Genomic DNA, 24,378 nt, shown 5'->3' with positions numbered 1-24,378 from the left:
CGGCGTGCATGGCGGGGCGTTCGTGCGTGCTGTGCGTGGCGGCGGCGTTTATGTCGGCCGCGTGCAAGCGTTGCACCGGCCGCCGTTCGCGACCTGTTTTCCGCCGAACAGCGGGCACGCCGCGCCCGGATCGGCGGCGGCGATCATGAAAGTGCGGCGGGAAGCGGGCGGGCCGGGCATCGCGGGTTGTCGTTGTCGTTGGCGGGGAAAGGGCGCCGCGCGACGTGGCCGCGCGGCGCGTGCGTCGATGACGCGGTCACACGTTCATCAGCACGGATTTCAGCTCCGTGTAGTGCTCGATCGCGGCCGCACCCATCTCGCGGCCGAAGCCCGACATCCGGTAGCCGCCGAACGGCAGCGCGGGATCGAGCGCGCTGTGGCAGTTGACCCAGACCGAGCCCGAACGGATCTTCGGGATCATCCGGTGCGCGGCCGACAGGTTGTTGGTCCAGATGCTCGCGCCGAGCCCGTAGCGCGTGTCGTTCGCGAGGCGGATCGCATCGTCGATCGTATCGAACGGCATCGCGACCAGCACCGGGCCGAAGATTTCCTCCTGCACGAGCGGGCCCTTCTGGTCGACGTCGACGAGCACGGTCGGCTTCACGAAATAGCCGGGCCCGTATGCATCGCCGCCGCACGCGAGCTGTGCGCCGAGCTCGCGGCCGCGCTCGATGTAGCCGGCCACGCGCTTTTGCTGCTTCGCCGAGATCAGCGGGCCCATGTCCACCGTCGGGTCGAGCGCATTGCCGAGCTTCATGTTGCTCGCGATGCCCGCGATGTCGCCCACCACGCGGTCGAAGTGCTTGCGCTGCACGTACAGGCGCGAACCCGCGCAGCACACCTGGCCGTGATTGAAGAAGATCGCGGTGGCCGCGCCGGCGGCCGCGACCGCCGGATCGGCATCGTCGAACACGATCGTCGGCGACTTGCCGCCGAGTTCGAGCGTCACGCGCGTCATCGATTCCATCGCGGCCTTGCCGATCAGCTTGCCGACTTCGGTCGAGCCCGTGAAGGTCAGCTTGTCGAGCTCGGGGTGGTGCGCGAGCACGGCGCCCGCTTCGACGCCGGTGCCGGTGACGACGTTGAACACGCCTGCCGGATAGCCGGCCTCCTGCACGAGTTCCGCGAGCCGCAGCGCGGTGAGCGGCGTTTCGTCGGCGGGCTTCAGCACCATCGTGCAGCCGGTTGCGAGCGCGGGGCCGAGCTTCCAGCACGCGAGCAGCAGCGGGAAATTCCACGCGACGATCGCGCCGACCACGCCGACGGCCTCGCGCCGGACGAAGCCGTGGAACTGGCTGTCGGGCATCAGCGGCATCGACACGTCGACGGTCGAGCCTTCGATCTTGGTCGCCCAGCCGGCCATGTAGCGCAGGAAGTCGATCGACAGCTGCACGTCCATGACGCGCGCGATCTGCGCGCTCTTGCCGTTGTTCACGCATTCGAGCTCGGCGAGTTGCTGCGCGTCGCGTTCGACGAGATCCGCGAGGCGCCACAGCAGGTTCTGCCGTTCGCGCGGCCGCATGCGGCTCCACGCGGAATCGTCGAATGCCTGCCGGGCGGCGCGCACCGCCCGGTCGACGTCGGCCGCGCCGGACGCCGGCACGCGGCACAACTCGTCGCCGGTCGCGGGGTTGTGGACGGCCAGGGTGGCGGCGCTTTCGGCGCCGCGCCACGCATCGCCGATCAGCATCGACGGCGTGCGCGCGATGAACGACTGGGTTTGCGGAAGTAACGACAACGTTGCCTGCATGGAAGCTCCTCGCTCATCGGGGTTCGGGTGTCGATGCGCTAAGCAGCTTCCATACCAACGGCCGTGCGATGGCCTGCATGCGTGCCGCGCGGGCCATGCCGCGCGAGGCGGTGGCGCGGCGCCGGGCGATGTCGCGCCGCAGCGTCGCCACACCGCATTCGCCGTGGAGCGTCTCAAATTGAGAATCGGCGTGCAACGTGAGACGCGACACGCGGCACATGCGAGGCCGGCATCGCGCGGAAAGCCCGGGGAAGCCGGCGCGAAGGCGCGCGAATGCCGGTTTGGAGCGTGAGTTTGAATCGGGATTTTCCCGGGCATTCGGCCGTAAAACCGCGTGTTTTCCTTGTGGCAGCCCCGATGTTCGTGATTGGCACGGCCTGTGCTTGAAGAGCGTGAGACTAGCGCCGCAGCGCTGCATGCCGGACGATTCGAGACCCCACGTAAAGGAGCAGAGCCTTGTTCAAGACATTCATTCGACGCAGCAGGCCGCCCCGCGCGGCCGCGGCCGTCGCGGCCGCCGGCGCGCTCGCGCTGGCCTCGGGCGCCGCGCATGCGCAGGCCCAGGCGCCGCGCGACGCTCACGCGATCCTGAGCCAGACGTGCGCGGCCTGTCACGCGGCCGAGTCGAAGGATTCGTGGAGCCGCATCAGCCACCAGCGCAAGACGCCGGAAGGCTGGCTGATGACGATCGCGCGGATGCAGACGATGCACGGCCTGACGATCGGCGACGACGAGCGGCGCATCCTCGTGAAGTACCTGTCGGATACGCAGGGCCTCGCGCCATCGGAGACGAAGGACTTCCGCTACGCGCCCGAGCGCCGCCTGAACACGCAGGAGACCGTCGGCAACGAGGAATTCAAGCAGATGTGCGCGCGCTGCCACTCGGCCGCGCGCCCGCTGCTGCAGCGACGCCCGGTCGCGGAATGGGACAGGCTCGTGAATTTCCACCTCGGGCAGTGGCCGTCGGTCGAGTATTCGGCGATGGGTCGCGACCGCGACTGGCTGAAGATCGCGCTCACCGAGATGGCGCCGATGCTCGCGAAGGACTACCCGTACGACAGCAAGGCATGGACCGACTGGAAGCAGCATCATCCGCCCGCGACCGCGCTCGCCGGCACCTGGAGCTTCGGCGGCCACATGCCGGGCAAGGGCGATGCGTACGGCACGATGACCGTGAAGGGCGGCGCGGGCGATCGCTTCGACGTCGAGCTGAAGGGGCGCTTCGCGGACGGCAGCCCGCTCGCGGGCACCGGCACCGCGACGCTCTATACGGGCTACGAATGGCGCGCGAGCGTAAAGGTCGGCGGCACGACGATGCGCCAGGTGCTGATGGCGACCGACGGCGAGCTGCGCGGCCGGATGTTCGACGACGCGCATGACGAGCGCGGCCTCGACTTCAGTGCGGCGAAGCTCGGCAAGCCGCGGATCGTCGCGGTGCAGCCTGCTTACGTGAAGGCGGGCGAACAGGCCGACGTGACGATCGTCGGCGCGAACCTGCAGGGCACGCCCGCGTTCGGCGCCGGCGTGAGCGTTGCATCGGTGCTCGAGCGCACGCCGGAGTATGTGCGGGTGCGCGTGCAGGCTGCCGACGGCAGCATGGCCGGCCCGCGCAGCGTGAGCGTCGGCGCCGCGCACGCGGACGGGTTCGCCGTCTATCGCGAGATCCATGACGTGAAGGTCGAGCCCGACTTCGCGGTCGCGCGCATCGGCGGCAACGGCGGTTCGACGCCGAAGGTCGAAGGCCGCTTCGACGCGGTCGCGTGGGGTGTCGACGGCGCGGACAAGCCGTTCCGCATCGGCGTCGTGCCCGCGCAATGGGCGGTCGCGCCGTTCGACGACCAGTCGAAGGGCGATCGCGACACGCAGTTCGCAGGCGCGATGCAGGCGTCGACCGGCATCTTCACGCCGGGCAACGCGGGCCCGAATCCCGCGCGCCGGATGGGCACCAACAACACGGGCAACCTGAACGTCGTCGCGACGGTGACGGACGGGGCGCGCACGGTGACGGGCACCGGGCACATGATCGTCGCGGTGCAGCGCTGGAACAACCCGCCGCTGCCTTGACCGGCCCCGCATGTCCAGGCGCCGGGCCGCGACGCGGCCCGGCCGAATCCGACGAACGCAAGGAGAATCCGATGAGCGCCCTGCTGAACGTAGTCGAACGCAACGTGCACGAAGTGCGCGTCGACGACGAACGCCTGATGTTCCATGTGCCGAGCAGCTCGCTGTTCGCGGCCGATCGCGTGACGGCCGACATCATCGACGCGTTGCGCGCGAGCAGCTGCACGGCCGACGAGCTGTTCGCGCGGCTCGCCGGCCGCTCGCCGCGCGGCGAACTCGCCGAGACGCTCGGCGAGCTGATGGCCCTCGAGGTCGTCAGCGACGGCTCGCCGCTCACGCCAGAGATCGCGGTGAAGCGCGTCGAGCGCACGGCGATCGATACGGTCGTGCTGAACGTGAACACGGGCTGCAACCTGAGCTGCACGTACTGCTACAAGGAAGATCTCGACACGCCGTCCGCCGGGCGGCGGATGGACATCGACACCGCGAAGGCGTCGGTCGAGATGCTGCTGAAGGAGTCGCCCGACCTGCCGCGCTACACGGTCGTGTTCTTCGGCGGCGAACCGCTCAGCAACCGCAAGCTGATCGAGTGCATGGTCGAGTATTGCGAGCTGCGTTTCGGCGCGCTCGGCAAGCAGGTCGAATTCGTGATGACGACCAACGCGACGCTGCTGACCGAGGAGATCGTCGACTGGCTCGACGCGCATCGCTTCGGGCTGTCGGTCAGCATCGACGGGCCGCGCTCGATCCACGACCTGAACCGCCGTACGGTCGGCGGCGCCGGCACCTACGACGTCGTGCGCCGCAAGGCCGAAATGCTGCTCAAGCGCTACCGCAGCCGCCCGGTCGGCGCGCGCGTGACGCTGACGAGCGGCGTGACCGACATCGAGGGGATCTGGGATCACCTGTTCAACGAGCTCGGCTTCGCGGAAGTCGGCTTCGCGCCGGTCACGTCGGGGCAGCTCGACACGTTCAACCTGCAGCCCGGCGAACTCGCGCAGGTGTTCGAGAACATGAAGGCGCTCGGCCGGCGCTACCTGGCCGCCGCGCTCGAGAACCGCAACGTCGGCTTCTCGAACCTGCACCAGCTGATCACCGACCTGCACGAAGGGCACAAGAAGTCGCTGCCGTGCGGCGCGGGGCTCAAGATGCTCGCGGTCGACCACAAGGGCGACCTGAACCTGTGCCACCGCTTCACGGGCTCGGCGCTGCCGACCTTCGGCAACGTGCGCGACGGCGTCGCTCAGGCGCAGCTCAACGACTTCCTGTCGCAGCGACTCGAGCGCAGCGGTACGGGTTGCGAAAGCTGCCGCATCCGCAACCTGTGCTCGGGCGGCTGCTATCACGAGAGCTATGCGCGCTACGGCGACCCCGCGCACCCGACCTATCACTACTGCGAGCTGATGCGCGACTGGATCGATTTCGGGATCGAGATCTACAGCCGGATCATCGTCGGCAACCCGGCGTTCATCGGCAACCACATCACTCCGCGCAAGGCGAACTGACATGAAACATCTGAAGCCGCTCAACAACAAGGCGAGAAAGCTCGAAGAGGCCGTGCAGCAGGATTGCGTCGAGGAAGTCGTCGCGATGACGTCCGTCGCGGGCTGCACGTCGACGACCGATCCCGGCTGGGAAACGGACGTGTTCGGCGGGGTCGCGTCGCTGTGCCAGCCGATGGAGGCCGACCTGTACGGCTGCTCCGACCCGTGCTGGTGGCCCGCGCAGGTGCCCGACATGATGAGCACCTATCCCGACTGGAACAAGCACGCGGCCGATTCCGGCGCGGACTGGCGCCAGCTCGGCAGCGTGTTCCCCAAAGACAAGTGATCCACCCGGCACCGACCAAGGATTCTCCATGCGATCCACACAACTCCTGAGCCGGGCGCTGCTCGCCGCCGCGCTCGCATCGGCCGCCACGCTGTCGGCCGCGGCCGACGGCCCGCTGCAGACCGGGCACGAATACCTCGCCGTCACGAACTACCCGAACAACCTGACGGTGATCGATACGGCCACCGACAGCGTCCTCAAGACCTGCACGCTGCCCGACGCGTTCGGGCCCGGCACGATCCAGATCAGCCCGGATCGCACGCGCGCGTACGTGCTGAACAACCACTACGGCGACCTGTACGGCGTCGATCTCGATTCGTGCAAGACCGTGTTCCATGCGGAGCTGTCGCAAGCAGGGAACGAGCGCGCGCGCGCGATGTTCTCGGTCGCGCTGAGCCCGGACGGCAAGGAGATCTACAGCGTCGTCAACCCGACGACGATGAACCGCGACAGCTACGAGGTGCAGTCGCCGCGCCTGCAGGTGTACCGCACCGACGGCGGGCTCGACGCGAAGCCCGTGCGCACGTTCGCGGCGCCGCGCCAGACGACGATGCTCCAGGCCGCCGACGACGGTTCGCTGTTCATCGTCGGCGCGGACATCTACAGGATGGACGCGAAGACGGGCAAGTACGACGTCGCGGTGCCGCTGCGCAACTGGAAACGGCCGCTGTACGGCCAGCCGGACGTGCTGTACGTGTGGCCGCAGCAGCGTCCGCAGCATACGTTCAACCTGCTCTACACGGCCGATCGCTTCAAGGACGAAAAGAAGGACGCGGCCACCGCGCAGACGATGTACGGCTACATCGACATCGACCTGAAGACGGGCAATGCGACGGTCAAGGATTTCGCGCCCGTGACCGAGGTGTACTTCACGGGCGGGCTGTCGCCGAAGGACCCGAACGCGATGTATGGCGTGCTGAACCGTCTCGCGAAATACGACGTGAAGAACGAGAAGCTGATCGAGGCCGCGCCGCTCGATCACTCGTACTACTGCCTGTCGTTCAACCGTGCGGGCAGCAAGATCTACCTCGCGGGCACGTTCAGTACCGTCGCCGTGTACGACGCCGACACGCTGAAAAAGCTGAAGGACATCCGCGTGCCGGGCGGCGACATGGCGATCACGACCGCGCAGGTCTTTACACGATGACGCGCGCCGGCCCCCGGGGCCGGCCCAAGCCGATCAGGAGACAATCATGACCACCGCCATCGCAACCGGCGTGCCGCGTGACGGCCTGTCGATCGTGCGGGGCCGCACCGACGTACCGCTGTCCGACGCGACCGTCGCCGCGCTGCTGCGCGACACCGCGGCGCGTTTTCCGGAGCGGCCGGCTGTCGTGTTCCGCGAGCAGGGCGTCCGCTGGGACTGGCGCAGGCTCGCGCACGAGATCGACGTGCTCGCGGCCGGCCTCGCCGCGCTCGGGATCGAGAAGGGCGACCGTGTCGGCATCTGGTCGCCGAACCGCAGCGAATGGCTGCTCGCGCAGTTCGCGACCGCGCGCATCGGCGCGATCCTCGTCAACCTCAACCCGGCATACCGGCTCGCGGACCTCGACCATGCGCTGAACAAGGTCGGCTGCCGCGCGCTGATCGCGGCCGAGCAATTCAAGTCGTCGAAGTACCTGGAGATGTTGCAGGCGCTCGCGCCGGAACTCGCACAGTGCGCGCCGGGCGACCTGCGCGCCGCGCGGCTGCCCGAGCTGCGCATCGTGATCCGGATGGGTGACGGCCATACGCCGGGCATGCTGCGCTATCCGGATGTCGTCGCGCGGGGACGCGACATGCTCGATGCCGCGCGGCTCGATGCGATCGGCGCAACGCTCGCGTCGACCGACGCGATCAACATCCAGTTCACCAGCGGCACGACCGGCAGCCCGAAGGGCGCGACGCTTACGCACCGCAATGTCGTCAACAACGCGCGCTTCATCGCGATGGCGATGCGCTTCACCGAGCAGGATACGCTTTGCATTCCGGTGCCGCTGTACCACTGCTTCGGGATGGTGCTGGCCGTGCTCGCGTGCGTGTCGACTGGCGCCACGATGGTGTTCCCCGGCGAGGCCTTCGATCCGGTCGCGACGCTCGCGGCCGTGGCCGACGAGCGCTGCACCGCACTGCACGGCGTGCCGACGATGTTCATCGCGGCGCTCGATCATCCGGAATTCGCGACATTCGACCTGTCGACGCTGCGCACCGGGATCATGGCCGGTTCGCCGTGCCCGATCGAGACGATGAAGCGTGTCGTGTCGCAGATGCACCTGTCGGAAATCACGATCGCGTACGGGATGACCGAAACGAGCCCCGTGTCGTTCCAGAGTTCGACCGACGATCCGCTCGAGAAACGCACGACGACGGTCGGGCGCATCCAGCCGCATCTGGAAGTGAAGATCGTCGATCCGGAAGGGCGCATCGTGCCGGTCGGCGCGACCGGCGAGCTGTGCACGAAAGGCTATTCGGTGATGTCCGGCTACTGGGACGACGACGCGAAAACGCGGGAGACGATCGTCGACGGCTGGATGCACACGGGCGACCTCGCGATGCTCGATGCCGAGGGTTACTGCAACATCGTCGGCCGGCTGAAGGACATGGTGATTCGCGGCGGCGAAAACATCTACCCGCGCGAGATCGAGGAATACCTGTTCCGGCATCCCAAGATCCGGAGCGTGCAGGTGTTCGGCGTGCCCGATGCGAAATACGGCGAGGAGCTGTGCGCGTGGATCGTGCTGCGTGCGGACGAGCAGATGACCGAGGACGATGTGCGCGCGTTCTGTCACGGCCAGATCGCGTACTACAAGATTCCGAAGTACGTGTGTTTCGTCGACGAGTTGCCGATGACGGTGACGGGCAAGGTGCAGAAGTTCGTGATGCGCCAGCAGATGATCGACGCGTGGGGGCTGAAAGCCGCCGACACCGCGTAATCCCGCAGGGGCGGCCATGCCGTCGCCCCGCGCCCGCCCTCCGATCGGCCGGCAGCGGCGGTTTTCCGTGCCGCCTTGTCCGCCCGGGGTAAAATGCGCGCCACGCCGCGATGTCGCGCGCGCAGGGCAGGCCGCCGTTCCGACGAACGGCGCGCGCAAGTGAAGTGCCCGGCGCCCGCACCGGGGCGTTCGAAGCGTCCCCCGCATGACAAGACCGCGCGATGCAGCCGGCGGCCCGACCGGCACCCGACGAACCCGTCGACGGCTGCGTCGGCTCCCGGTGCATTACCTGAATCCGATGTCCCATCCTGCGTCTTCCCGACCGATACGGCACGCACGCGTGCCGTATCGTCCGATTCGTCTGGTGAATGTCGTGCCGGCCGGAAGCGCCGGCGGGTGAAGATTCGTCCGCGGGCGTGCGCTTCGCAGCTTCGTAACGTGTTTCGACAGGGTCGAGTGGCGAGTTTTCCATCCAGAACAATGACGGTGAATAGAACAACAGCGTCGCCCGCACGGCGGCGGCGCGCGAAGGTCGGGCTCGGCGTCGGTCTCGGCATCACGCTTTTCGCGGCGCAGGCCGCCGCAGCCCAGGGCGACGCGCCGGCACCGGACGCCGATGCGGCCGGCAGCGCGACGCTGCCGACGATCACGGTGAGCGGCGAACGCGGCAACGCGTTTCGCGTGCTCAACGCGTCGGTCGCGGGGCTCGACGACACGCCGCTGCGCGATACGCCGGCGTCGGTGAGCGTCGTCACGCGCGCGCAGCTCGACGACCAGCAGGCGAAGCGGCTGAGCGACGTCGTGCGCAACGATGCGTCGGTCGTCAACGACTATGCGCCGGTCGGCTATTTCGAAGGCTTCGCGATCCGCGGTTTTCCGGTCGATCTCGCGAGCGCGATCCGGATCGACGGGCTGACCGTGTCCGGCGAACAGAACGTGCCGCTCGAGAACAAGGAGCGCGTCGAGATCCTGAAGGGGCTCGCCGGCATCGACAGTGGCGTCGTCGCGCCGGGCGGCGTGATCAACTTCGTGACGAAACGCTCCGCGAACGTCGCGAGCGTGACGGCCGGCGTCGACAGCCGAGGCTCGACGTCGGCGGCCGTCGATCTCGGCCGCCGCTTCGGCCCCGACAACCGGTTCGGCTTCCGGATCAATGCCGCGAAGGAGAACATGCACTCGTATATCGACGGCACGAACGGGCGGCGCACGTTCGGCTCGATCGCCGCCGACTGGGACATCGGCCCGCGTGCGAGCCTGCAGCTCAATGCCGAATTCCAGCAGTGGATCCAGCGTTCCGCGCCCGGCTACCAGTTGCTCGGCGGCACCGTCGTGCCGTCCGTCAAGACGACGTCGAAGGCGCTCGGCACGCAGCCGTGGGCGAAACCGGTGACGACCGACGCGCTGAACCTGAACGCGCGCTTCGACTACCAGTTCAACGACGACTGGAAGGCGTACATCGCCGCCGGCCGCAGCCGCACGATGATCGACGACAACAGCGCGTTCGCGTACGGTTGCTCGTACGCGGCGAGCTGCACGGCCGGCGCGACGTCGCCGTTCTTCTTCGGTGCGAACGGCGACTACGACGTGTACGACTTCCGCAGCCCCGGCGAATACCGGCGCAACGACGACCTGCGCGCGGTCACGACGGGCAAGTTCGCGACGGGGCCGCTGCGGCACGAACTGACGCTCGGCGTGAGCGTGCAGCGCCGCGTCGTGCACATGGCCGACGCCGTGTACGACTACGTGGGCAGCGAGAACCTCTACGGGCCCGACGTGGCGTTCGCGCCGTCGCCGAATTCGCCCGGGCCGTCGTATCCGCGCCTCGACGCGTGGCAGTACGGCGTGTTCGGGCTCGACCGCATCAGCATCGGCGAACACTGGCAGGTGCTCGCGGGCGGCAAGGAAGTGCTGCTGCGCCAGCGCAGCTGGAGCAGCCTCGACGGCGCGGATACGCGCACCGACCGCTCGGTGTTCCTGCCGCAGGTCGCGCTCGTCTACAAGCCGGTGAACGTGCTGTCGCTGTACGCGTCGTACAGCAAGGCGCTGTCGCTCGGCGACCAGGCGCCCGTGCGCGCGACCAACGCGTATGCGTTCCTGCCGCCCGTCGAGTCGCACCAGATCGAGGTCGGCGCGAAATACGACTGGCTCGACCGGCTGAGCCTCACGGCCGCCGTGTTCTCGATCAGCAAGCCGTTCCAGTTCGCCGACCCGGACGCATCGGGTACGACCTACACGTTCGTGCAGCGCGGCACGCAGCGGCACCAGGGGATCGAACTCGGCGCGGCCGGGCGCGTGACCGAGCGCCTCGCACTGACGGCCAGCGTCGCGGCGATTCGCGCCCGCGCGGTCGATTCGGGGTCGCCGGCGTACGAAGGGCACCAGATCGTCAACGTGCCCGCGCTGCGCGCGTCGCTGTATGCGGACTACGCGGTGCCGGGCGTCGCGGGCCTGAACGTGCTCGGCGGCGTCGAGTACAGCGCGGCCCGCAACGCGAACGAGGAAGGCACCGCGCGCGTGCCGTCGTGGTTCGTGTTCAATCTCGGCGCGCGCTATACGACGAAGATCGGCGGCCATCGCACGGTGCTGCGCGTATCGGTGGACAATCTGTTCAACAAGTTCTACTGGCGCGACGCGGGCGAGCAGCAGGGCGATGCGTACCTGTTCCCGGGTGCGCCGCGCACCGCGCGCGTATCGTTGACCTATGATTTCTGATCGTCCGGAACCGGCCGCGTGACACGCGGCCCCGGCAGCTACCCAGGAGAGCACAGACGATGTCCCCACTCGAAATCGCCGGCGTGATCGTCAGCGCGCTCGCGATCTGGCTGACCGCGAAGCGGCGCATGCTGTGCTGGCCGGTCGGGCTCGTGTCGGTCGCGCTGTACGGCTGGATCTTCTTCGACGCGAAGCTGTACTCCGACATGCTGCTGCAGGGCGCGTTCGCGGTGCTGCAGGTGTACGGCTGGCAGCGCTGGCTCGCGCAGCGCGCGAGCGAAGCCGACGGCGGCGCGTCGCCGGCCGGCGACGTGGCGCCCGTCACCGGCGTGCGGCCGCGCCAGATGCTGCCGGACCTGATCGCGGCCGTCGTCGGCAGCGCGCTGCTCGGCGGCATGATGGCGCGCTGGACCGATGCGGCGTTGCCGTTCGTCGATGCGTCGCTGACCGCGTTCAGCCTCGTCGCGCAATACTGGACCGCGCGGCGCTATATCGCGTCGTGGGGGCTGTGGATTGTCGTGAACGTCGTGTACGTCGGGATGTTCGTGTTCAAGGCGCTGTATCTGACGGCCGGACTCTATGCGCTGTTCATCGGGCTCGCCGTCGTCGGCTGGCGCGACTGGAGCCGGACGGCCGCGACGCTGCGCGCGGCGGCCGGCGGCGCGCTCGCGTCGGGCGGTACCGCGCGCTGATTCACACGCCGATTCAACTACGGAGCAACGTCGTTCATGTCATTCCCACTCGAGCAGGACGGGCCCGTATCGCGTGACGTCGCGCCGCCGCAATTCGGCGTCGACGGCGAGCAGGCCGAACGCGACTGGCCGCTGATGACGCACGACGAGGTGGCGGCGGTGCTTGCGCGGATCGACGGTGCCGGCGAGCCGGCCCGGCTGACGTGGCACAGCCCGCGCCAGTTCGCGGCGGCCGTGCTCGTGCGGATGGCGGACGGGCGCGGGTTGTTCGTCAAGCGGCATCACGCGAGCCTGCGCGATGTCGCGGGGCTCGAGGAAGAACATCGCTTCATCGCGCATCTGCGCGAACGCGGCATGCCCGTGGTGGACGTGCTCGCCGGTCGCGACGGCGCGACCGCGTTCGCGTCCGGCGAATGGACCTACGAGGTCCATGTGGTCGCGCCCGGTGTCGACCCGTATCGCGGCGTGATGTCGTGGCAGCCGTTCACGCATCCGTCGCATGCGTACGCGGCCGGCCGCGCGCTGGCCGAACTGCATCGCGCGTCGGCCGGCTACGACGCGCCCGCGCGGCCCGTGCGCACGCTGCTGTCGAGTTTCCGCGTGCTGTCGTCCGCCGATCTGGCCGGCGCGCTCGAACGCTGGGTCGATGCGCAGCCGCTGCTCGTGCGTGCGCTCGGCGCGCGCGACTGGCGCGGCGACGTCGCCGACGCGATCGGCCCGTATCACGCGCGCCTCGTGCCGCTGCTGCCCGCGTTGCCGCCGCTGTGGACGCACGGCGACTGGCATGCGTCGAACCTGCTGTGGACCGATGCGGGGCCCGGCGCGCAGGTGCGGACCGTGCTCGATTTCGGGCTGTCGGATCGCACCTGCGCGGTGATGGATCTCGCGCTCGCGATCGAGCGCAATACGGTCGACTGGATGGCGCCGGCCGACGCGCGGCGCATCGAATACGAACAGATCGACGCGCTGCTCGACGGCTACGAATCGCTCGCACCGCTGAGCGACGACGCTTATGCGGCGCTGGTCGCGCTGCTGCCGATCGTGCATACCGAGTTCGCGCTGTCGGAAGTCGCGTATTTCGGCTGCATCATCGATGCGCCGGCGATCGTCGACATCGCGTACGACGGTTACCTGATCGGGCACGCGCGCTGGTTCGGAGAACCGGATGGGCGACAGTTGCTCGCATGGCTGCAGCGTCGCCGGACGATGAGGCGCGGGCAAACGTGAGCGATGTGTTTGGCACTGGGACGTGTATGGCGCGTGCTGTCGCGTCGGGCCGGCGGCATCGCGCCTGAACTGACCCCATGAGTGGCCGTCCACAAGCCTGAGATTGCCCCTGGTTTCCGCGCCGTGGCCAACGGTTGTTGCGACCTGAGGGCCGATTGCAGCAGCGCGCTACGCGCCTCCGGACGGCGGACCCTTTCATCGCGCCACGCGCCCCCGCACAACTTCAATACGAAATCCGCCGCCCATCCAATCCGGACGAGAGTGAGCGGCTAATAAAGACGAGCGCTGGAAACGTGCGTCCGGCGTCTGAATTCGCGAATCCCGGTGTTCAGTCGTTTTAGACGAGCGGGGCGACATGTGGGCATTGCGGACAAAAAATTCGAACAGCGCGGGCATCCGGCCCGACACCGCGCTGCCCGATGCCCGGAAATCACGCTCACAACTTTGCGTCCGATAATTTTTCATGACATTCATTCGGATACCAGATAATCGTTGCCGAATTTTCGTATACGGACGATTGATCCCCCTGTCGGGTTGGCGTTAGGTTGGCGTGGAGCACATTTCACCCACTTAACCGGAGAGGGATGCAGGATGACGAACGAACAAGAAGCAAAAGCGATCAGTAGCCTTGGCATCGCGGATTCCCCCGACTGCACGCCGCTCGCCTTCGGTGGTAGCGAACTCCCGAACGGAGATACGATCACGGACTTCCCGGAACGGGAAGACAGGGGCTTCGCCGATACCTTCACGGTGGTGAAATTGGCGACCGTGGCTGACCAAGATGCGGCGGCATGATCCGGTTTTTCCTCGCCAAGGGCGACCGCGCCGGGAGCGCGATCATCACCGAAGGTCTCGACACTGTGACCTGTTCTAATCCGCCGCCGGCAGTACAAATCGCCACGCTCGGCATGAAAACCTACTGCACGGCCTGCAAGCAAGAAGGATTCATTGCACCGGAGGGGCCGCGCTGGCCAGGCACAGGCCCGAACGGCAAGCAATGGGCATTGAGCGGCGATATCAACGTGTGCGACTGCAGCCCGCCGCCGGTCTTCTACGCAGAGCGCAAAATGAGGATGATTTTCACGGCAGAGGAAGCGGCGGCGCTGACGGGGCAAAGTGTCCCGCGTTCTGCGGTGACTGGGCGGACTGAACACGACGAACAATTTGTTCTGCGCGACGCCGATACCAGCCGACCATTGGCGAGATTGCAATACCGAATTCGTACCGCGTCCGGGAAGGTGTTCAGCGGCGTCACGGATGCTACTGGCCATACGCAGCGCGTCACGACGACCAATACCGAATCGCTTTACCTTGAAATTGTGAGAAACGAAAATGCCTAATGACGGTTACGAACTCGTTCACGATTCCGCTGCCACGAACACGACGCCTGGCTCGAAGGTTTATGTCGACGTCAACATGGCGCCGATATGTCCGAATATGACGAATAAGCAATTCGCCGATGTGGTCATGCGGGCTCGAGATGCGGGCATTACCCTGATTAAGGATCGTATCGCGGCAGTTGCACGATGGGACAGAAGCGAGCAGGATCGGGCCAAAACTTACTTTGGGCGCGCAGATGAAGAGATCAGAAGCACACTAGCCGCCGGTCTGCCTCGCCTGCTGAAAGCCATGCAAGAGCTTGTTCCAGAGAAAATTGTTCGCTGGGATAGCGATCTCAACAGGAGCCTGTCATGCGCCGTTGTACCTGATACCGGCTCAAATCATGCGGGAGTATGTAAACCTGATTCCGAACGGCGAGTTATAGCAATCTATTCAAAATTCTGTTCTTCTTCAAACGGGGAGCTATTTCACGCTGCAAAAGTTAAAGTTTTGATTCATGAATGCACGCATTACATTGACACATTTGATTCGGATGATATTATTTATGGTGACACTGAAATCGGAATGAAGGTTTTTGCAATGAATAATTCTGATTGTGCGATCAAGAATGCCGATAGCATAACTGGTTATGTTGCGACATTTGATAGGATTGTCATTCAATGATCATCTCGCGGTGTTTAAAGTTTTTCCTGTCGGCTCTGACGAGCTTGGTGTTCGCATTTTTCGGTGGACTGGCTGTCGCTTGTACTATCGGAGAGGAGGCGCAAGTTCAGCTGCCGTTCAATGCTGCTGATATTTCCAATACGGGCAGGCTCGCAATAGCTAATATTGTGATTGAGGCGAAGAAATGGCCCGATGTGGAAATTCAAGCGGTTGTGATTGCGGGTGCATATAAAAGTGAAAAAAATGTGGAGAGATTGAAGGAAATCAGAGCCGAGAACGTTAAAGCATATTTGCGGCAACTTGGCATCAAGAGCGAGAACATATTGATTGACAAGAAGACGTTCACAGATGAGATGGTGGTTAAGCATCCCGACGGCACGCTGACTATCCATCAAATCGTTATCGAGTTGACGCCGATATGTAAGGGCAGTTGCGCGTGGCTTTGCGATGATCCTCGCGTGACGCCGACAAGCAAGGCGATCAAGTAATTTCGGTGCAGTGTAAGCTCCGCATCGGCGGGGCTTCTTTTTCTTGAAACCAAACACGAGACCGAGACGTTTCGCGCTGGTGTCGCTCACCGCGCGCGTGACACTCGCTGTTAGCTCGTGCACGACGCCATAGGTTCCGGCGCTTGCTGGTGAGCGTTGCTAGATAACTACTGCATTTGATTTGTGACGTGCGTCGCCCACGTATTCATGAGCGGACTACGTTGCCCTAGCGGGTCGGTGCGGTGATACACCGCTTCATCCAATTGCTGCGCGCTCACGCGCTGTCGCGCCGAAGATGACGGAAATATCATCTTCGCCTCATGTTTGCACTGCGGTTGCTCCGTAGCATCGGTCGCGAAACCGTAACCGCAGGCTCGTACATGTTCACGCACACCCTGGTTGCGCTCGCCGTCCTTGCGACGGCGGCGACAGCCCATGCTCAATCGTTCCCGCCACCCGCCACGCCAGGCGAGCCGCCCGCAGCCGTTTCGCCGCGGCCCGATGCGGCCGCTACCGTGCCGCTGACGCTCGCCGACGCGCTCGACACGGCCGCGCGCAACAACCCGGCGCTGCGCGGCGCGCGCGCCGACGTCGACGCGTCCGCGGGCGCGCTGATGCAGGCCGGCGCGCGCCCCAATCCTGAAGTGTCGTTCCTGCAGGAAGGCTTTCGTCGTGCGGAGCGCACGTCGACCGTACTGCTCAACCAGACGATCGAGCTGGGCGGCAAGCGCAGCGCGCGGCTCGACGTCGCGTCGTACGGGCGGCAATCCGCCGATGCGTCGCTCGACGAGCAGGGCGCCGTCGTGCGCGCCGACGTGATCGCCGCGTTCTACGGCTTGCTCGCCGCGCAGCGGCAGCTTCAGGTGACCGAGGAATCGGCGGCGATCGCCGCGCGCTCGGCGGATCTCGCCGGGCGGCGCGCGCAGGCCGGCAAGGTGTCGCCGGTCGAGGCGACCAAGGCGCAGGTGGCCGCGGCGGCCGTGCTGATCGAAGTCACGACCGCACGCGGCCGCGTCGACGTCGCCCGCGAAAAACTGAATGCGGTGATGGGCGGCGCGGGCACCGAACGGCGCGATGCGGTCGGCGATCTCGAAGTCGTGCCGGCGGTCGACCCGCTGCCCGCGCTCGTCGAGCGGCTCGACGACGCGCCGCTCACGCGCATCGCGCGCGCCGAGATGCTGCGCTCGAACGCCGCCGTGTCGCTCGAACGCGCGCGGCGCATGCCGGACGTGACGGTCAGCGCGGGCGTGAAACGCGTGACCACGAGCGGCGTGCCGGACAACCAGGCCGTCGTCGGCGTGTCGATCCCGATCCCGCTGTTCAACACGAACAAGGGCGCGCTGCTCGAGGCGACGCACAAGGCCGAGCGCGCGAACGCGAATCTCGATCGCGAACGCGCGCGGCTGCGGCTGGAGCTGACGCAGGCCTATGCGAGCTTCGAGGCCGCCGCGCAGGAGGCGCGGCGCCTGAAGACCGACATCCTGCCCGGCGCGCGTACCGCGCTCGATGCGATGTCGCGCGGCTACCAGCTCGGGAAGTTCGGCTTCCTCGACGTGCTCGACGCGCAGCGCACGCTGTTCCAGGGGCAATCGCAATACGTGCGCGCGCTCGCCGACGCGCACGCGGCCCGCGCCGACATCGGCCGGCTCGTCGGCACGCCGCGCGCGGCTGTCGCGCAATAAGCGCCCCTCTTACCTGAAGGATCATCATGTCACGCAGCAGAATCTTCATCATTGCGGCGGCCGTGCTCGGCGGTGCCGGGATCGTGCTCGGTGCGCTCGCCGTCACGCGGGGCGGGGGCAGTGCGTCCGCGCCGTCGGGCGCCGAAGCCGCACAGTCGGCCGATGGCGCCGGCGCGCGGGGCGGCGTCGTGCTGAAGCGCGGCAGGCTGTCCGTCGAGATCGTCATGACGGAAAAGCCCGGCGATGCGCGCCTCGTCGTCTATCCGTTCGTCGACGGCAAGCCGGCCGACAAGGGCGTGACGGTGTCCGGCACGCTGGTCCGGTACGACCGCACGCACGAACCCGTGCGTTTCGACGCGGCCGGCCAGAAGTTCGTGTCCGCGCAGCCGATCGCCAAGCCGCACGTGTTCGATGCGACGATCGACGTCAAGGCGGGCAGCGACGCGGCATCGTTCCCGTTCGCGCGCGCCGACGGCGCGATCGCGCTGACCGACGCGCAGTTGGCGACATCGAAGATCGCGCTCGCGAAGGCCGGCCCCGCGCAGATCGCGACGCCGTTCCAGCTCCCCGGCGAGATCAAGTTCAACGAGGATCGCACCGCGCACGTCGTGCCGCGCGTGGCCGGCATCGTCGAGCAGGTATCGGTGTCGCTCGGGCAGAACGTTGAGAAGGGGCAAGTGCTGGCCGTGATCGCGAGTACCGATCTTGCGGACAGGCGCAGCGAACTGCTGACGGCCGAACGCCGGCTGTCAGGCGCGCGCGCAACCTACGAGCGCGAACGCACGCTGTGGCAGGAGCGCATCTCGGCGGAACAGGACTACCAGCAGGCACAGGTGCAGTTGCGCGAGGCCGAGATCGCCGTGCAGAACGCACGGCAGAAGCTCGCCGCGCTGAATGCGCCGGCGGGCGCGGGCGCGCTGAACCGTTACGCGCTGCGCGCACCGTTCGCGGGCACGATCGTCGAGAAGCATGCGACGCCCGGCGAAGCGATCGCCGCCGATGCGAGCATGTTCGTGATCTCCGACCTGTCGACGGTATGGGCCGAGATGGCCGTGCCCGCGCAGCGGCTCAACGACGTGCGGGTCGGCCGCGACGCGACCGTCAGCGCGACCGCGTTCGAGTCGCGTTCGAGCGGCCCGATCGCGTATGTGGGCTCCTTGCTCGGCGAACAGACGCGCACCGCACCGGCGCGCGTCGTGCTGCCGAACCCCGACGGCGTGTGGCGGCCGGGCATGTTCGTGAACGTGTCGGTCGACGCAGGCAAGCAGGACGTGCCGCTCGCGATCGCGAGCGACGCGCTGCAGGACGTCGACGGCGCGCCGTCGGTGTTCGTGCGCTCGCCGAAGGGCTTCGTCGCGCAGGCGGTCAAGACGGGGCGGCGCGACGAACGCGCGACCGAAGTGCTGAAGGGGCTCAAGCCCGGCCAGGAATACGCGGCGTCGAACAGCTTCGTGCTGAAGGCCGAACTCGGCAAGGGGAGTGCGGAACATGAATGAGCGTTACGCGCGCACCGTTGTGCGATGTGCGGTCCGCTATGCGGCTCGCTATGCGACTCGCTATGCGACCCACCGGGTGACCGGTCGGGCGGCCCGTCCGGTGACGGCGACCGTGCCCCGTTTCAAGGAATCCCGCCATGTTTGAGCGCCTGATCCGCTTTGCGATTGCGCACCGCTGGCTCGTGATGCTGGCGATCGCGGCCGTGGCCGCGCTGGGCGTCTTCAGCTACCAGAAGCTGCCGATCGACGCGGTGCCCGACATCACGAACGTGCAGGTCCAGATCAACACGGCCGTGCCCGGTTATTCGCCGCTCGAGGCCGAGCAGCGGATCACCTATCCGATCGAGACCGTGATGGCCGGGCTGCCGGGCCTCGAGCAGACGCGCTCGATCTCGCGCTACGGGCTGTCGCAGGTCACCGTGATCTTCAAGGACGGCACCGACATCTACTTCGCGCGGCAGCTCGTCAACGAGCGCATCCAGGAGGCGAAGGACAAGCTGCCGCCCGGCATCGCGCCCGCGATGGGGCCGACGTCGACGGGCCTCGGCGAAATCTACCTGTGGACCGTCGAGGCCGACGCGGCCGCGCGCAAGCCCGACGGCACGCGCTATACGGCAGCCGACCTGCGCGAGTTGCAGGACTGGGTCGTCCGGCCGCAGCTCAGGAACGTGCGCGGCGTGACCGAGGTCAACTCGATCGGCGGCTACGTGAAGGAATACCGCGTCGCGCCGAACCCGGCGAAGCTGATGTCGTACGGGCTGACGCTCGCCGACGTCGTGCGCGCGCTCGAACGCAACAACGACAACGTCGGCGCCGGCTACATCGAAAAGCGCGGCGAACAGTACCTCGTGCGCGTGCCGGGCCAGGCGCGCACCGTCGACGACATCGCGAACATCGTGCTGACCAACGTCGGCGGCGTGCCGGTGCGGATGAAGGACGTCGGACTGGTCGACATCGGCCGCGAGCTGCGCACGGGCGCTGCGACGTCGGACGGCGAGGAGGTCGTGCTCGGCACCGTCTTCATGCTGATGGGCGAGAACAGCCGGACGGTCGCGAAAGCCGTCGCCGCGAAGATGGAGGACGTGAACCGCACGCTGCCGTCCGGCGTGAAGGCGATTCCCGTGTACGACCGCACCGTGCTCGTCGAGAAGGCCGTCGCGACGGTGAAGAAGAACCTGCTCGAAGGCGCGATCCTCGTGATCGCCGTGCTGTTCCTGTTCCTCGGCAACATCCGCGCGGCGCTGATCACCGCGCTCGTGATTCCGCTGTCGATGCTGATGACCTTCACCGGCATGGTCAACGCGAAGGTGAGCGCGAACCTGATGAGTCTTGGCGCGCTCGACTTCGGGATCATCGTCGACGGCGCGGTGGTGATCGTCGAGAACTGCGTGCGGCGGCTTGCACATGCGCAGGCGGCGGCCGGGCGGCCGCTCACGCGCGACGAGCGCTTCGCCGAGGTGTTCGGCGCGTCGCAGGAGGCGCGCCGCGCGCTGATCTTCGGGCAACTGATCATCATGGTCGTGTACCTGCCGATCTTTGCGCTGGCGGGCGTCGAAGGCAAGATGTTCCATCCGATGGCCATTACCGTCGTGATGGCGCTGGCAGCCGCGATGGTGCTGACCGTCACGTTCATTCCGGCGGCCGTCGCGCTGTTCATCGGCGAGCGGGTCGAGGAGAAGGAGAACCGCCTGATGGGCTGGGCGCGGCGTGCATACGAGCCGGTGCTCGCGGCATTCATGACGCGCCCCGCGCGCGTGATGCTCGGCGCGGGCGCGATCGTGCTCGTCACGCTCGGGCTCGCCACGCGGCTCGGCAGCGAGTTCATCCCGAGCCTCAACGAAGGCGACCTGGCCGTCTCCGCGCTGCGGATTCCCGGCACGAGCCTGTCGCAGTCGGTCGAGATGCAGAAGTCGATCGAGAAGACGCTGAAGGCGCGGTTCCCCGAAATCGAGCGCGTGTTCGCGCGCACCGGCACGGCCGAGATCGCGGCCGACCCGATGCCGCCGAACCTGTCGGACGGCTACATCATGCTGAAGCCGGCCGACCGGTGGCCCGACCCGAAGAAGCCGCGCGACACGCTCGTGCGCGAGATCGAGGAAGCGCTCGCCGAGTTGCCCGGCAACGCGTACGAGTTCTCGCAGCCGATCCAGTTGCGCTTCAACGAGCTGATCTCGGGCGTGCGCAGCGACGTCGCCGTGAAGATCTTCGGCGACGACATGGCCGTGCTGAACCAGACCGGCGAGCAGATCGCGGCCGCGCTGCAGAAGGTGCCGGGCGCATCGGAGGTGAAGGTCGAGCAGACCACGGGCCTGCCGGTGCTGACCGTCAACCTCGACCGCGACAAGCTCGCGCGTTACGGCGTGAGCGTCGCCGACCTGCAGGACTCGGTGGCCGCGGCCGTCGGCGGGCAGAAGGCCGGCACGCTGTTCCAGGGCGACCGCCGCTTCGACATCGTCGTGCGGCTGCCCGACGAGCTGCGCTCGGACATCGAGGCGATCAAGCGGCTGCCGATCGCGCTGCCCGCGCCGGCTGCCGGCGCCAGCGCGCCGCTCGTGGCGGCGCCGTACGTGCCGCTCGCGGAACTCGCGACGATCGACGTCGCGCCGGGCCCGAACCAGATCAGCCGCGAGGACGGCAAGCGGCGCGTCGTCGTCAGCGCGAACGTGCGCGGCCGCGACGTCGGCTCGTTCGTCGCCGATGCGCGCGAGCAGTTGCAGCAGGACGTGCGCGTGCCGGCCGGCTACTGGGTGTCGTGGGGCGGCCAGTTCGAGCAGTTGCAGAGCGCGAGCGAGCGCCTGAAGCTGGTCGTGCCGCTCGCGCTGTTCATGGTGTTCGTGCTGCTGTTCGTGATGTTCAACAACGTGAAGGACGGCCTGCTCGTGTTCACCGGCATCCCGTTCGCGCTGAGCGGCGGCGTCGTGTCGCTGTGGCTGCGCGGGATTCCGCTGTCGATCACGGCGGCGGTCGGCTTCATCGCGCTGTCCGGCGTCGCCGTGCTCAACGGCCTCGTGATGATCTCGTTCATCCGCAACCTGCGCGACGAAGGGATGCCGCTCGAGGCCGCCGTGCACGAAGGCGCGCTCACGCGGCTGCGGCCGGTGCTGATGACCGCGCTGGTCGCGTCGCTGGGTTTCCTGCCGATGGCGTTCGCGACGGGCACCGGCGCCGAGGTGCAGCGCCCGCTTGCGACGGTCGTGATCGGCGGTATCCTGTCGTCCACGGCGCTGACGCTGCTGGTGCTGCCCGTGCTGTACCGCGTCAGCCATGCGGTGTCGTGGCGCGCCGCGCTTTTGGGCAGCTTCGGCGGCGGCTTCGGCATCGGCGTGCTGCGCCGGCTGGGTTTCTTCAAGGGTAATGCGTGATGCGAATTCTGATTGTCGAGGATGAACCGAAGACGGGAGCCTACCTGCGCAAGGGCTTGACGGAGGCCGGCTATGTCGTCGACTGGGTCGAGGACGGCATCACGGGCCAGCACCAGGCCGAGACCGAGGAATACGACCTGCTCGTGCTCGACGTGATGCTGCCGGGGCAGGACGGCTGGACGCTGCTGCAGAACCTGCGGCGCAGCAAGTCGACGCCCGTGCTGTTCCTCACCGCGCGCGACGACGTCGGCGATCGAGTGAAGGGGCTCGAACTCGGCGCGGACGACTATCTCGCGAAGCCGTTCGACTTCGTCGAACTCACCGCGCGCATCAAGTCGATCCTGCGGCGCGGCCAGCCGCGCGACTCGAACACGCTGCGCGTGGCCGACCTCGAACTCGACCTGACGCGCCGCAAGGCCACGCGGCAAGGCGACACGATCCTGCTGACCGCGAAGGAATTCGCGCTGCTGTGGCTGCTGATGCGCCGCGAGGGCGAGATCCTGCCGCGCGCGACGATCGCATCGCAGGTATGGGACATGAACTTCAACAGCGACACGAACGTCGTCGATTCGGCGATCCGGCGGCTGCGTTCGAAGATCGACGACGCATACGAACCGAAGCTGATCCATACCGTGCGCGGGATGGGCTACGTGCTCGAAGCACGCGGCGGCGCGGCCGCATGATCGCGCGCCTGTTGCCGCGCACGCTGCGCGGACGCCTGACCGTGCTGATCATCCTGTCGACGTCGGTGATCCTCGCGTCGAGCGGCGTCGCGCTTTACGAAGCGCTGAGCAACCGCGTCGAAACGACGGCCGCCGAGCAGATGGCCGGCATTTCCGCCGCGTTGGGCACGCACCTGGCCGAAGCGCGCACGACGGCCGACGTCGCGCGCAACACCGACATCTGGATCGACCAGTTGCACGGCCATCCGAACATGGATCTCGCGATCTACGATGCAGCGGGCACGCGCCTCGTCGGCACGCCCGGATTCCGCCCGTACGCGCCGCTGCTGTCGCAGGACGCGGGGCGCGTGCCGGTCGGCCTCGCGCCGCCGGGCGCAAGGCACCAGTATCTGGTGACGACCGTGCCGCTCGCCGGCGCGGGTGCGCCCGCGGTGCGCGTCGCGGTGCAGTACGACCGCAGCGCCGACGTGCTGCTGCTGCGCACGCATGCTTATACGATCGTCGTGATCGAGGTGTTCGGCGTGGTGCTCGCGGCCGCGATCGCGTATGGGATCGCGGCGCTCGGGCTGAGCCCGCTGCGGCGGTTCGCGGCGCGCGCCGAGCAGATGTCGTCGAGCCGGCTTGCGCATCCGCTGCCGGAACTCGATGCGTCCGGCGAGCTGAAGGAGCTCGAGCATGCGTTCAACGGGATGCTCGAGCGGCTGAACGAATCGTTTACGCGGCTGAGCCAGTTCTCGTCGAATCTCGCGCACGACATGCGCACGCCGCTCACGAACCTGCAGGCGGCCGCGCAGGTCGTGCTGTCGCAGCCGCGCAGCGCGGATGAATATCGCAACGTGATCGAGTCGAGCATCGACGAGTATCAGCGGCTGTCGCGGATGATCGAGGACATGCTGTTTCTCGCGCGCTCGGAACAGGCCGGCACGTCGATCGACGTGCGGCGGTTGAATGCGGCGGAGGAGGCCGGGCGTGTCGCCGGCTACTACGAGCCGCTCGCGGAGGATGCGGGCGTGACGGTGAAGGTCGACGGCCACGCGTGGGTCGATGCGGATCTCATGCTGTACCAGCGCGCGTTGAGCAACCTGCTGTCCAATGCGCTCGCCTATGCGCCGCGCGGCAGCGTCGTGACGATCGACTGCGTGGAGCAGGGCGGTGCGACGACGATCGCCGTGTCGGATACGGGCCCCGGCATCGCCGCGGCGCATGTCGGGCGGATCTTCGAGCGCTTCTATCGCGTCGATCCGTCACGGCACGATTCGGCGTCGGGCACGGGGCTCGGTCTCGCGATCGTCCGGTCGATCATGGACAATCACGGCGGCGAATGCGGCGTCGATAGCGACCCCGGCCGGCGCACGACGTTCTGGCTGCGCTTTCCGCGACGGCCGGCCGAGCCGAAACGGCCGGCCGCCATCCGCACCTGACATCGCGGGCGGGCACGCCCGCGCGTTCGCCGCAACGCGTTTGCGCGCGGCACGGTGC

At 67.3% G+C, this 24,378-nt stretch carries 19 protein-coding genes; 17 read left to right on the top strand and 2 right to left on the bottom strand.

Features of this window, described 5'->3' with window-relative positions:
• Positions 1-256: 256 nt before the first annotated feature.
• Positions 257-1,750 (bottom strand): aldehyde dehydrogenase family protein, encoded by a 1,494-nt coding sequence (locus tag JYG32_RS24805; RefSeq protein ID WP_213267315.1) that lies wholly within the window; start codon positions 1,748-1,750, stop codon positions 257-259.
• 456 nt (positions 1,751-2,206) lie between these two features.
• Here JYG32_RS24805 and peaA point away from each other — a divergent pair, with 456 nt between their 5' ends.
• The 8 genes from peaA to JYG32_RS24765 all read left to right on the top strand — a co-directional run bounded on the left by peaA (position 2,207) and on the right by JYG32_RS24765 (position 13,184).
• Complete coding sequence (gene peaA / locus JYG32_RS24800) at positions 2,207-3,814, top strand: quinohemoprotein amine dehydrogenase subunit alpha (RefSeq protein WP_213267314.1); 1,608 nt, start codon at positions 2,207-2,209, stop codon at positions 3,812-3,814.
• 71 nt (positions 3,815-3,885) lie between these two features.
• On the top strand, positions 3,886-5,316 hold the full coding sequence (gene peaB / locus JYG32_RS24795; RefSeq protein WP_213267313.1) for a quinohemoprotein amine dehydrogenase maturation protein: 1,431 nt from the start codon (positions 3,886-3,888) through the stop codon (positions 5,314-5,316).
• Between the two features lies 1 nt (position 5,317).
• Entirely contained in the window at positions 5,318-5,641 is a 324-nt protein-coding gene (qhpC, locus tag JYG32_RS24790) for a quinohemoprotein amine dehydrogenase subunit gamma (RefSeq protein WP_213267312.1), read from the top strand.
• A gap of 28 nt (positions 5,642-5,669) precedes the next feature.
• Complete coding sequence (peaD, locus tag JYG32_RS24785; protein ID WP_213267311.1) at positions 5,670-6,788, top strand: quinohemoprotein amine dehydrogenase subunit beta; 1,119 nt, start codon at positions 5,670-5,672, stop codon at positions 6,786-6,788.
• Between the two features lie 46 nt (positions 6,789-6,834).
• Positions 6,835-8,553: an AMP-binding protein gene (locus JYG32_RS24780; RefSeq protein WP_213267310.1), complete on the top strand. Its 1,719-nt coding sequence runs from the start codon at positions 6,835-6,837 to the stop codon at positions 8,551-8,553.
• A gap of 480 nt (positions 8,554-9,033) precedes the next feature.
• Positions 9,034-11,265, top strand: coding sequence for a TonB-dependent siderophore receptor (locus tag JYG32_RS24775; protein WP_213267309.1), 2,232 nt, complete (start codon positions 9,034-9,036; stop codon positions 11,263-11,265).
• Between the two features lie 59 nt (positions 11,266-11,324).
• A complete protein-coding gene (gene pnuC, locus JYG32_RS24770; protein ID WP_213267308.1) occupies positions 11,325-11,957 on the top strand; it encodes a nicotinamide riboside transporter PnuC in 633 nt (210 codons plus the stop codon).
• Between the two features lie 36 nt (positions 11,958-11,993).
• On the top strand, positions 11,994-13,184 hold the full coding sequence (locus JYG32_RS24765; RefSeq protein WP_213267307.1) for a phosphotransferase enzyme family protein: 1,191 nt from the start codon (positions 11,994-11,996) through the stop codon (positions 13,182-13,184).
• Between the two features lie 195 nt (positions 13,185-13,379).
• Here JYG32_RS24765 and JYG32_RS24760 read toward each other — a convergent pair whose 3' ends face one another.
• Positions 13,380-13,658, bottom strand: coding sequence for a hypothetical protein (locus tag JYG32_RS24760; protein WP_213267306.1), 279 nt, complete (start codon positions 13,656-13,658; stop codon positions 13,380-13,382).
• A 117-nt stretch (positions 13,659-13,775) separates the two neighbouring features.
• Between JYG32_RS24760 and JYG32_RS24755 the strand changes: the two genes are divergently transcribed.
• The 9 genes from JYG32_RS24755 to JYG32_RS24715 all read left to right on the top strand — a co-directional run bounded on the left by JYG32_RS24755 (position 13,776) and on the right by JYG32_RS24715 (position 24,320).
• Positions 13,776-13,979 (top strand): hypothetical protein, encoded by a 204-nt coding sequence (locus tag JYG32_RS24755; protein ID WP_213267305.1) that lies wholly within the window; start codon positions 13,776-13,778, stop codon positions 13,977-13,979.
• Positions 13,976-14,524 (top strand): hypothetical protein, encoded by a 549-nt coding sequence (locus JYG32_RS24750; RefSeq protein WP_213267304.1) that lies wholly within the window; start codon positions 13,976-13,978, stop codon positions 14,522-14,524. Before JYG32_RS24755 ends, JYG32_RS24750 begins: the two co-directional genes overlap by 4 nt.
• 97 nt (positions 14,525-14,621) lie before the next feature.
• Positions 14,622-15,188, top strand: coding sequence for a M35 family metallo-endopeptidase (locus JYG32_RS24745; protein ID WP_249744870.1), 567 nt, complete (start codon positions 14,622-14,624; stop codon positions 15,186-15,188).
• Complete coding sequence (locus tag JYG32_RS24740; protein ID WP_249744869.1) at positions 15,185-15,676, top strand: hypothetical protein; 492 nt, start codon at positions 15,185-15,187, stop codon at positions 15,674-15,676. The genes JYG32_RS24745 and JYG32_RS24740 overlap by 4 nt, the downstream gene beginning before the upstream one ends.
• 380 nt (positions 15,677-16,056) lie before the next feature.
• Positions 16,057-17,358, top strand: coding sequence for a TolC family protein (locus JYG32_RS24735; RefSeq protein ID WP_213267302.1), 1,302 nt, complete (start codon positions 16,057-16,059; stop codon positions 17,356-17,358).
• Between the two features lie 26 nt (positions 17,359-17,384).
• Positions 17,385-18,854 carry an efflux RND transporter periplasmic adaptor subunit gene (locus JYG32_RS24730; protein ID WP_213267301.1) on the top strand — a complete coding sequence of 490 codons (1,470 nt, stop codon included), beginning with the start codon at positions 17,385-17,387 and terminating at the stop codon, positions 18,852-18,854.
• A gap of 137 nt (positions 18,855-18,991) precedes the next feature.
• Positions 18,992-22,216, top strand: a complete 3,225-nt coding sequence (locus JYG32_RS24725) for an efflux RND transporter permease subunit (protein WP_213267300.1) — start codon at positions 18,992-18,994, stop codon at positions 22,214-22,216.
• Complete coding sequence (gene irlR / locus JYG32_RS24720; protein ID WP_006490455.1) at positions 22,216-22,899, top strand: heavy metal response regulator transcription factor IrlR; 684 nt, start codon at positions 22,216-22,218, stop codon at positions 22,897-22,899. Before JYG32_RS24725 ends, irlR begins: the two co-directional genes overlap by 1 nt.
• Positions 22,896-24,320 (top strand): heavy metal sensor histidine kinase, encoded by a 1,425-nt coding sequence (locus tag JYG32_RS24715; protein WP_213267299.1) that lies wholly within the window; start codon positions 22,896-22,898, stop codon positions 24,318-24,320. Before irlR ends, JYG32_RS24715 begins: the two co-directional genes overlap by 4 nt.
• Positions 24,321-24,378 lie beyond the last annotated feature (58 nt).

The sequence above is a fragment of the Burkholderia pyrrocinia genome (genome assembly GCF_018417535.1).
Classification (GTDB): Bacteria; Pseudomonadota; Gammaproteobacteria; order Burkholderiales; family Burkholderiaceae; genus Burkholderia; species Burkholderia pyrrocinia_E.
The sequence above is the reverse complement of the archived record's forward strand: the minus strand, read 5'-3'. Positions and strand labels throughout refer to the sequence as shown.

Bases quoted from the DNA above. Each gene is read 5' to 3' on its own strand.
- JYG32_RS24805 (WP_213267315.1), bottom strand. From the start codon at position 1,750: ATGCAGGCAACGTTGTCGTTACTTCCGCAAACCCAGTCGTTCATCGCG.
- peaB (WP_213267313.1), top strand. From the start codon at position 3,886: ATGAGCGCCCTGCTGAACGTAGTCGAACGCAACGTGCACGAAGTGCGC.
- qhpC (WP_213267312.1), top strand. From the start codon at position 5,318: ATGAAACATCTGAAGCCGCTCAACAACAAGGCGAGAAAGCTCGAAGAG.
- peaD (WP_213267311.1), top strand. From the start codon at position 5,670: ATGCGATCCACACAACTCCTGAGCCGGGCGCTGCTCGCCGCCGCGCTC.
- JYG32_RS24780 (WP_213267310.1), top strand. From the start codon at position 6,835: ATGACCACCGCCATCGCAACCGGCGTGCCGCGTGACGGCCTGTCGATC.
- JYG32_RS24775 (WP_213267309.1), top strand. From the start codon at position 9,034: ATGACGGTGAATAGAACAACAGCGTCGCCCGCACGGCGGCGGCGCGCG.
- pnuC (WP_213267308.1), top strand. From the start codon at position 11,325: ATGTCCCCACTCGAAATCGCCGGCGTGATCGTCAGCGCGCTCGCGATC.
- JYG32_RS24765 (WP_213267307.1), top strand. From the start codon at position 11,994: ATGTCATTCCCACTCGAGCAGGACGGGCCCGTATCGCGTGACGTCGCG.
- JYG32_RS24760 (WP_213267306.1), bottom strand. From the start codon at position 13,658: ATGAATGTCATGAAAAATTATCGGACGCAAAGTTGTGAGCGTGATTTC.
- JYG32_RS24755 (WP_213267305.1), top strand. From the start codon at position 13,776: ATGACGAACGAACAAGAAGCAAAAGCGATCAGTAGCCTTGGCATCGCG.
- JYG32_RS24750 (WP_213267304.1), top strand. From the start codon at position 13,976: ATGATCCGGTTTTTCCTCGCCAAGGGCGACCGCGCCGGGAGCGCGATC.
- JYG32_RS24745 (WP_249744870.1), top strand. From the start codon at position 14,622: ATGACGAATAAGCAATTCGCCGATGTGGTCATGCGGGCTCGAGATGCG.
- JYG32_RS24740 (WP_249744869.1), top strand. From the start codon at position 15,185: ATGATCATCTCGCGGTGTTTAAAGTTTTTCCTGTCGGCTCTGACGAGC.
- JYG32_RS24735 (WP_213267302.1), top strand. From the start codon at position 16,057: ATGTTCACGCACACCCTGGTTGCGCTCGCCGTCCTTGCGACGGCGGCG.
- JYG32_RS24730 (WP_213267301.1), top strand. From the start codon at position 17,385: ATGTCACGCAGCAGAATCTTCATCATTGCGGCGGCCGTGCTCGGCGGT.
- JYG32_RS24725 (WP_213267300.1), top strand. From the start codon at position 18,992: ATGTTTGAGCGCCTGATCCGCTTTGCGATTGCGCACCGCTGGCTCGTG.
- irlR (WP_006490455.1), top strand. From the start codon at position 22,216: ATGCGAATTCTGATTGTCGAGGATGAACCGAAGACGGGAGCCTACCTG.
- JYG32_RS24715 (WP_213267299.1), top strand. From the start codon at position 22,896: ATGATCGCGCGCCTGTTGCCGCGCACGCTGCGCGGACGCCTGACCGTG.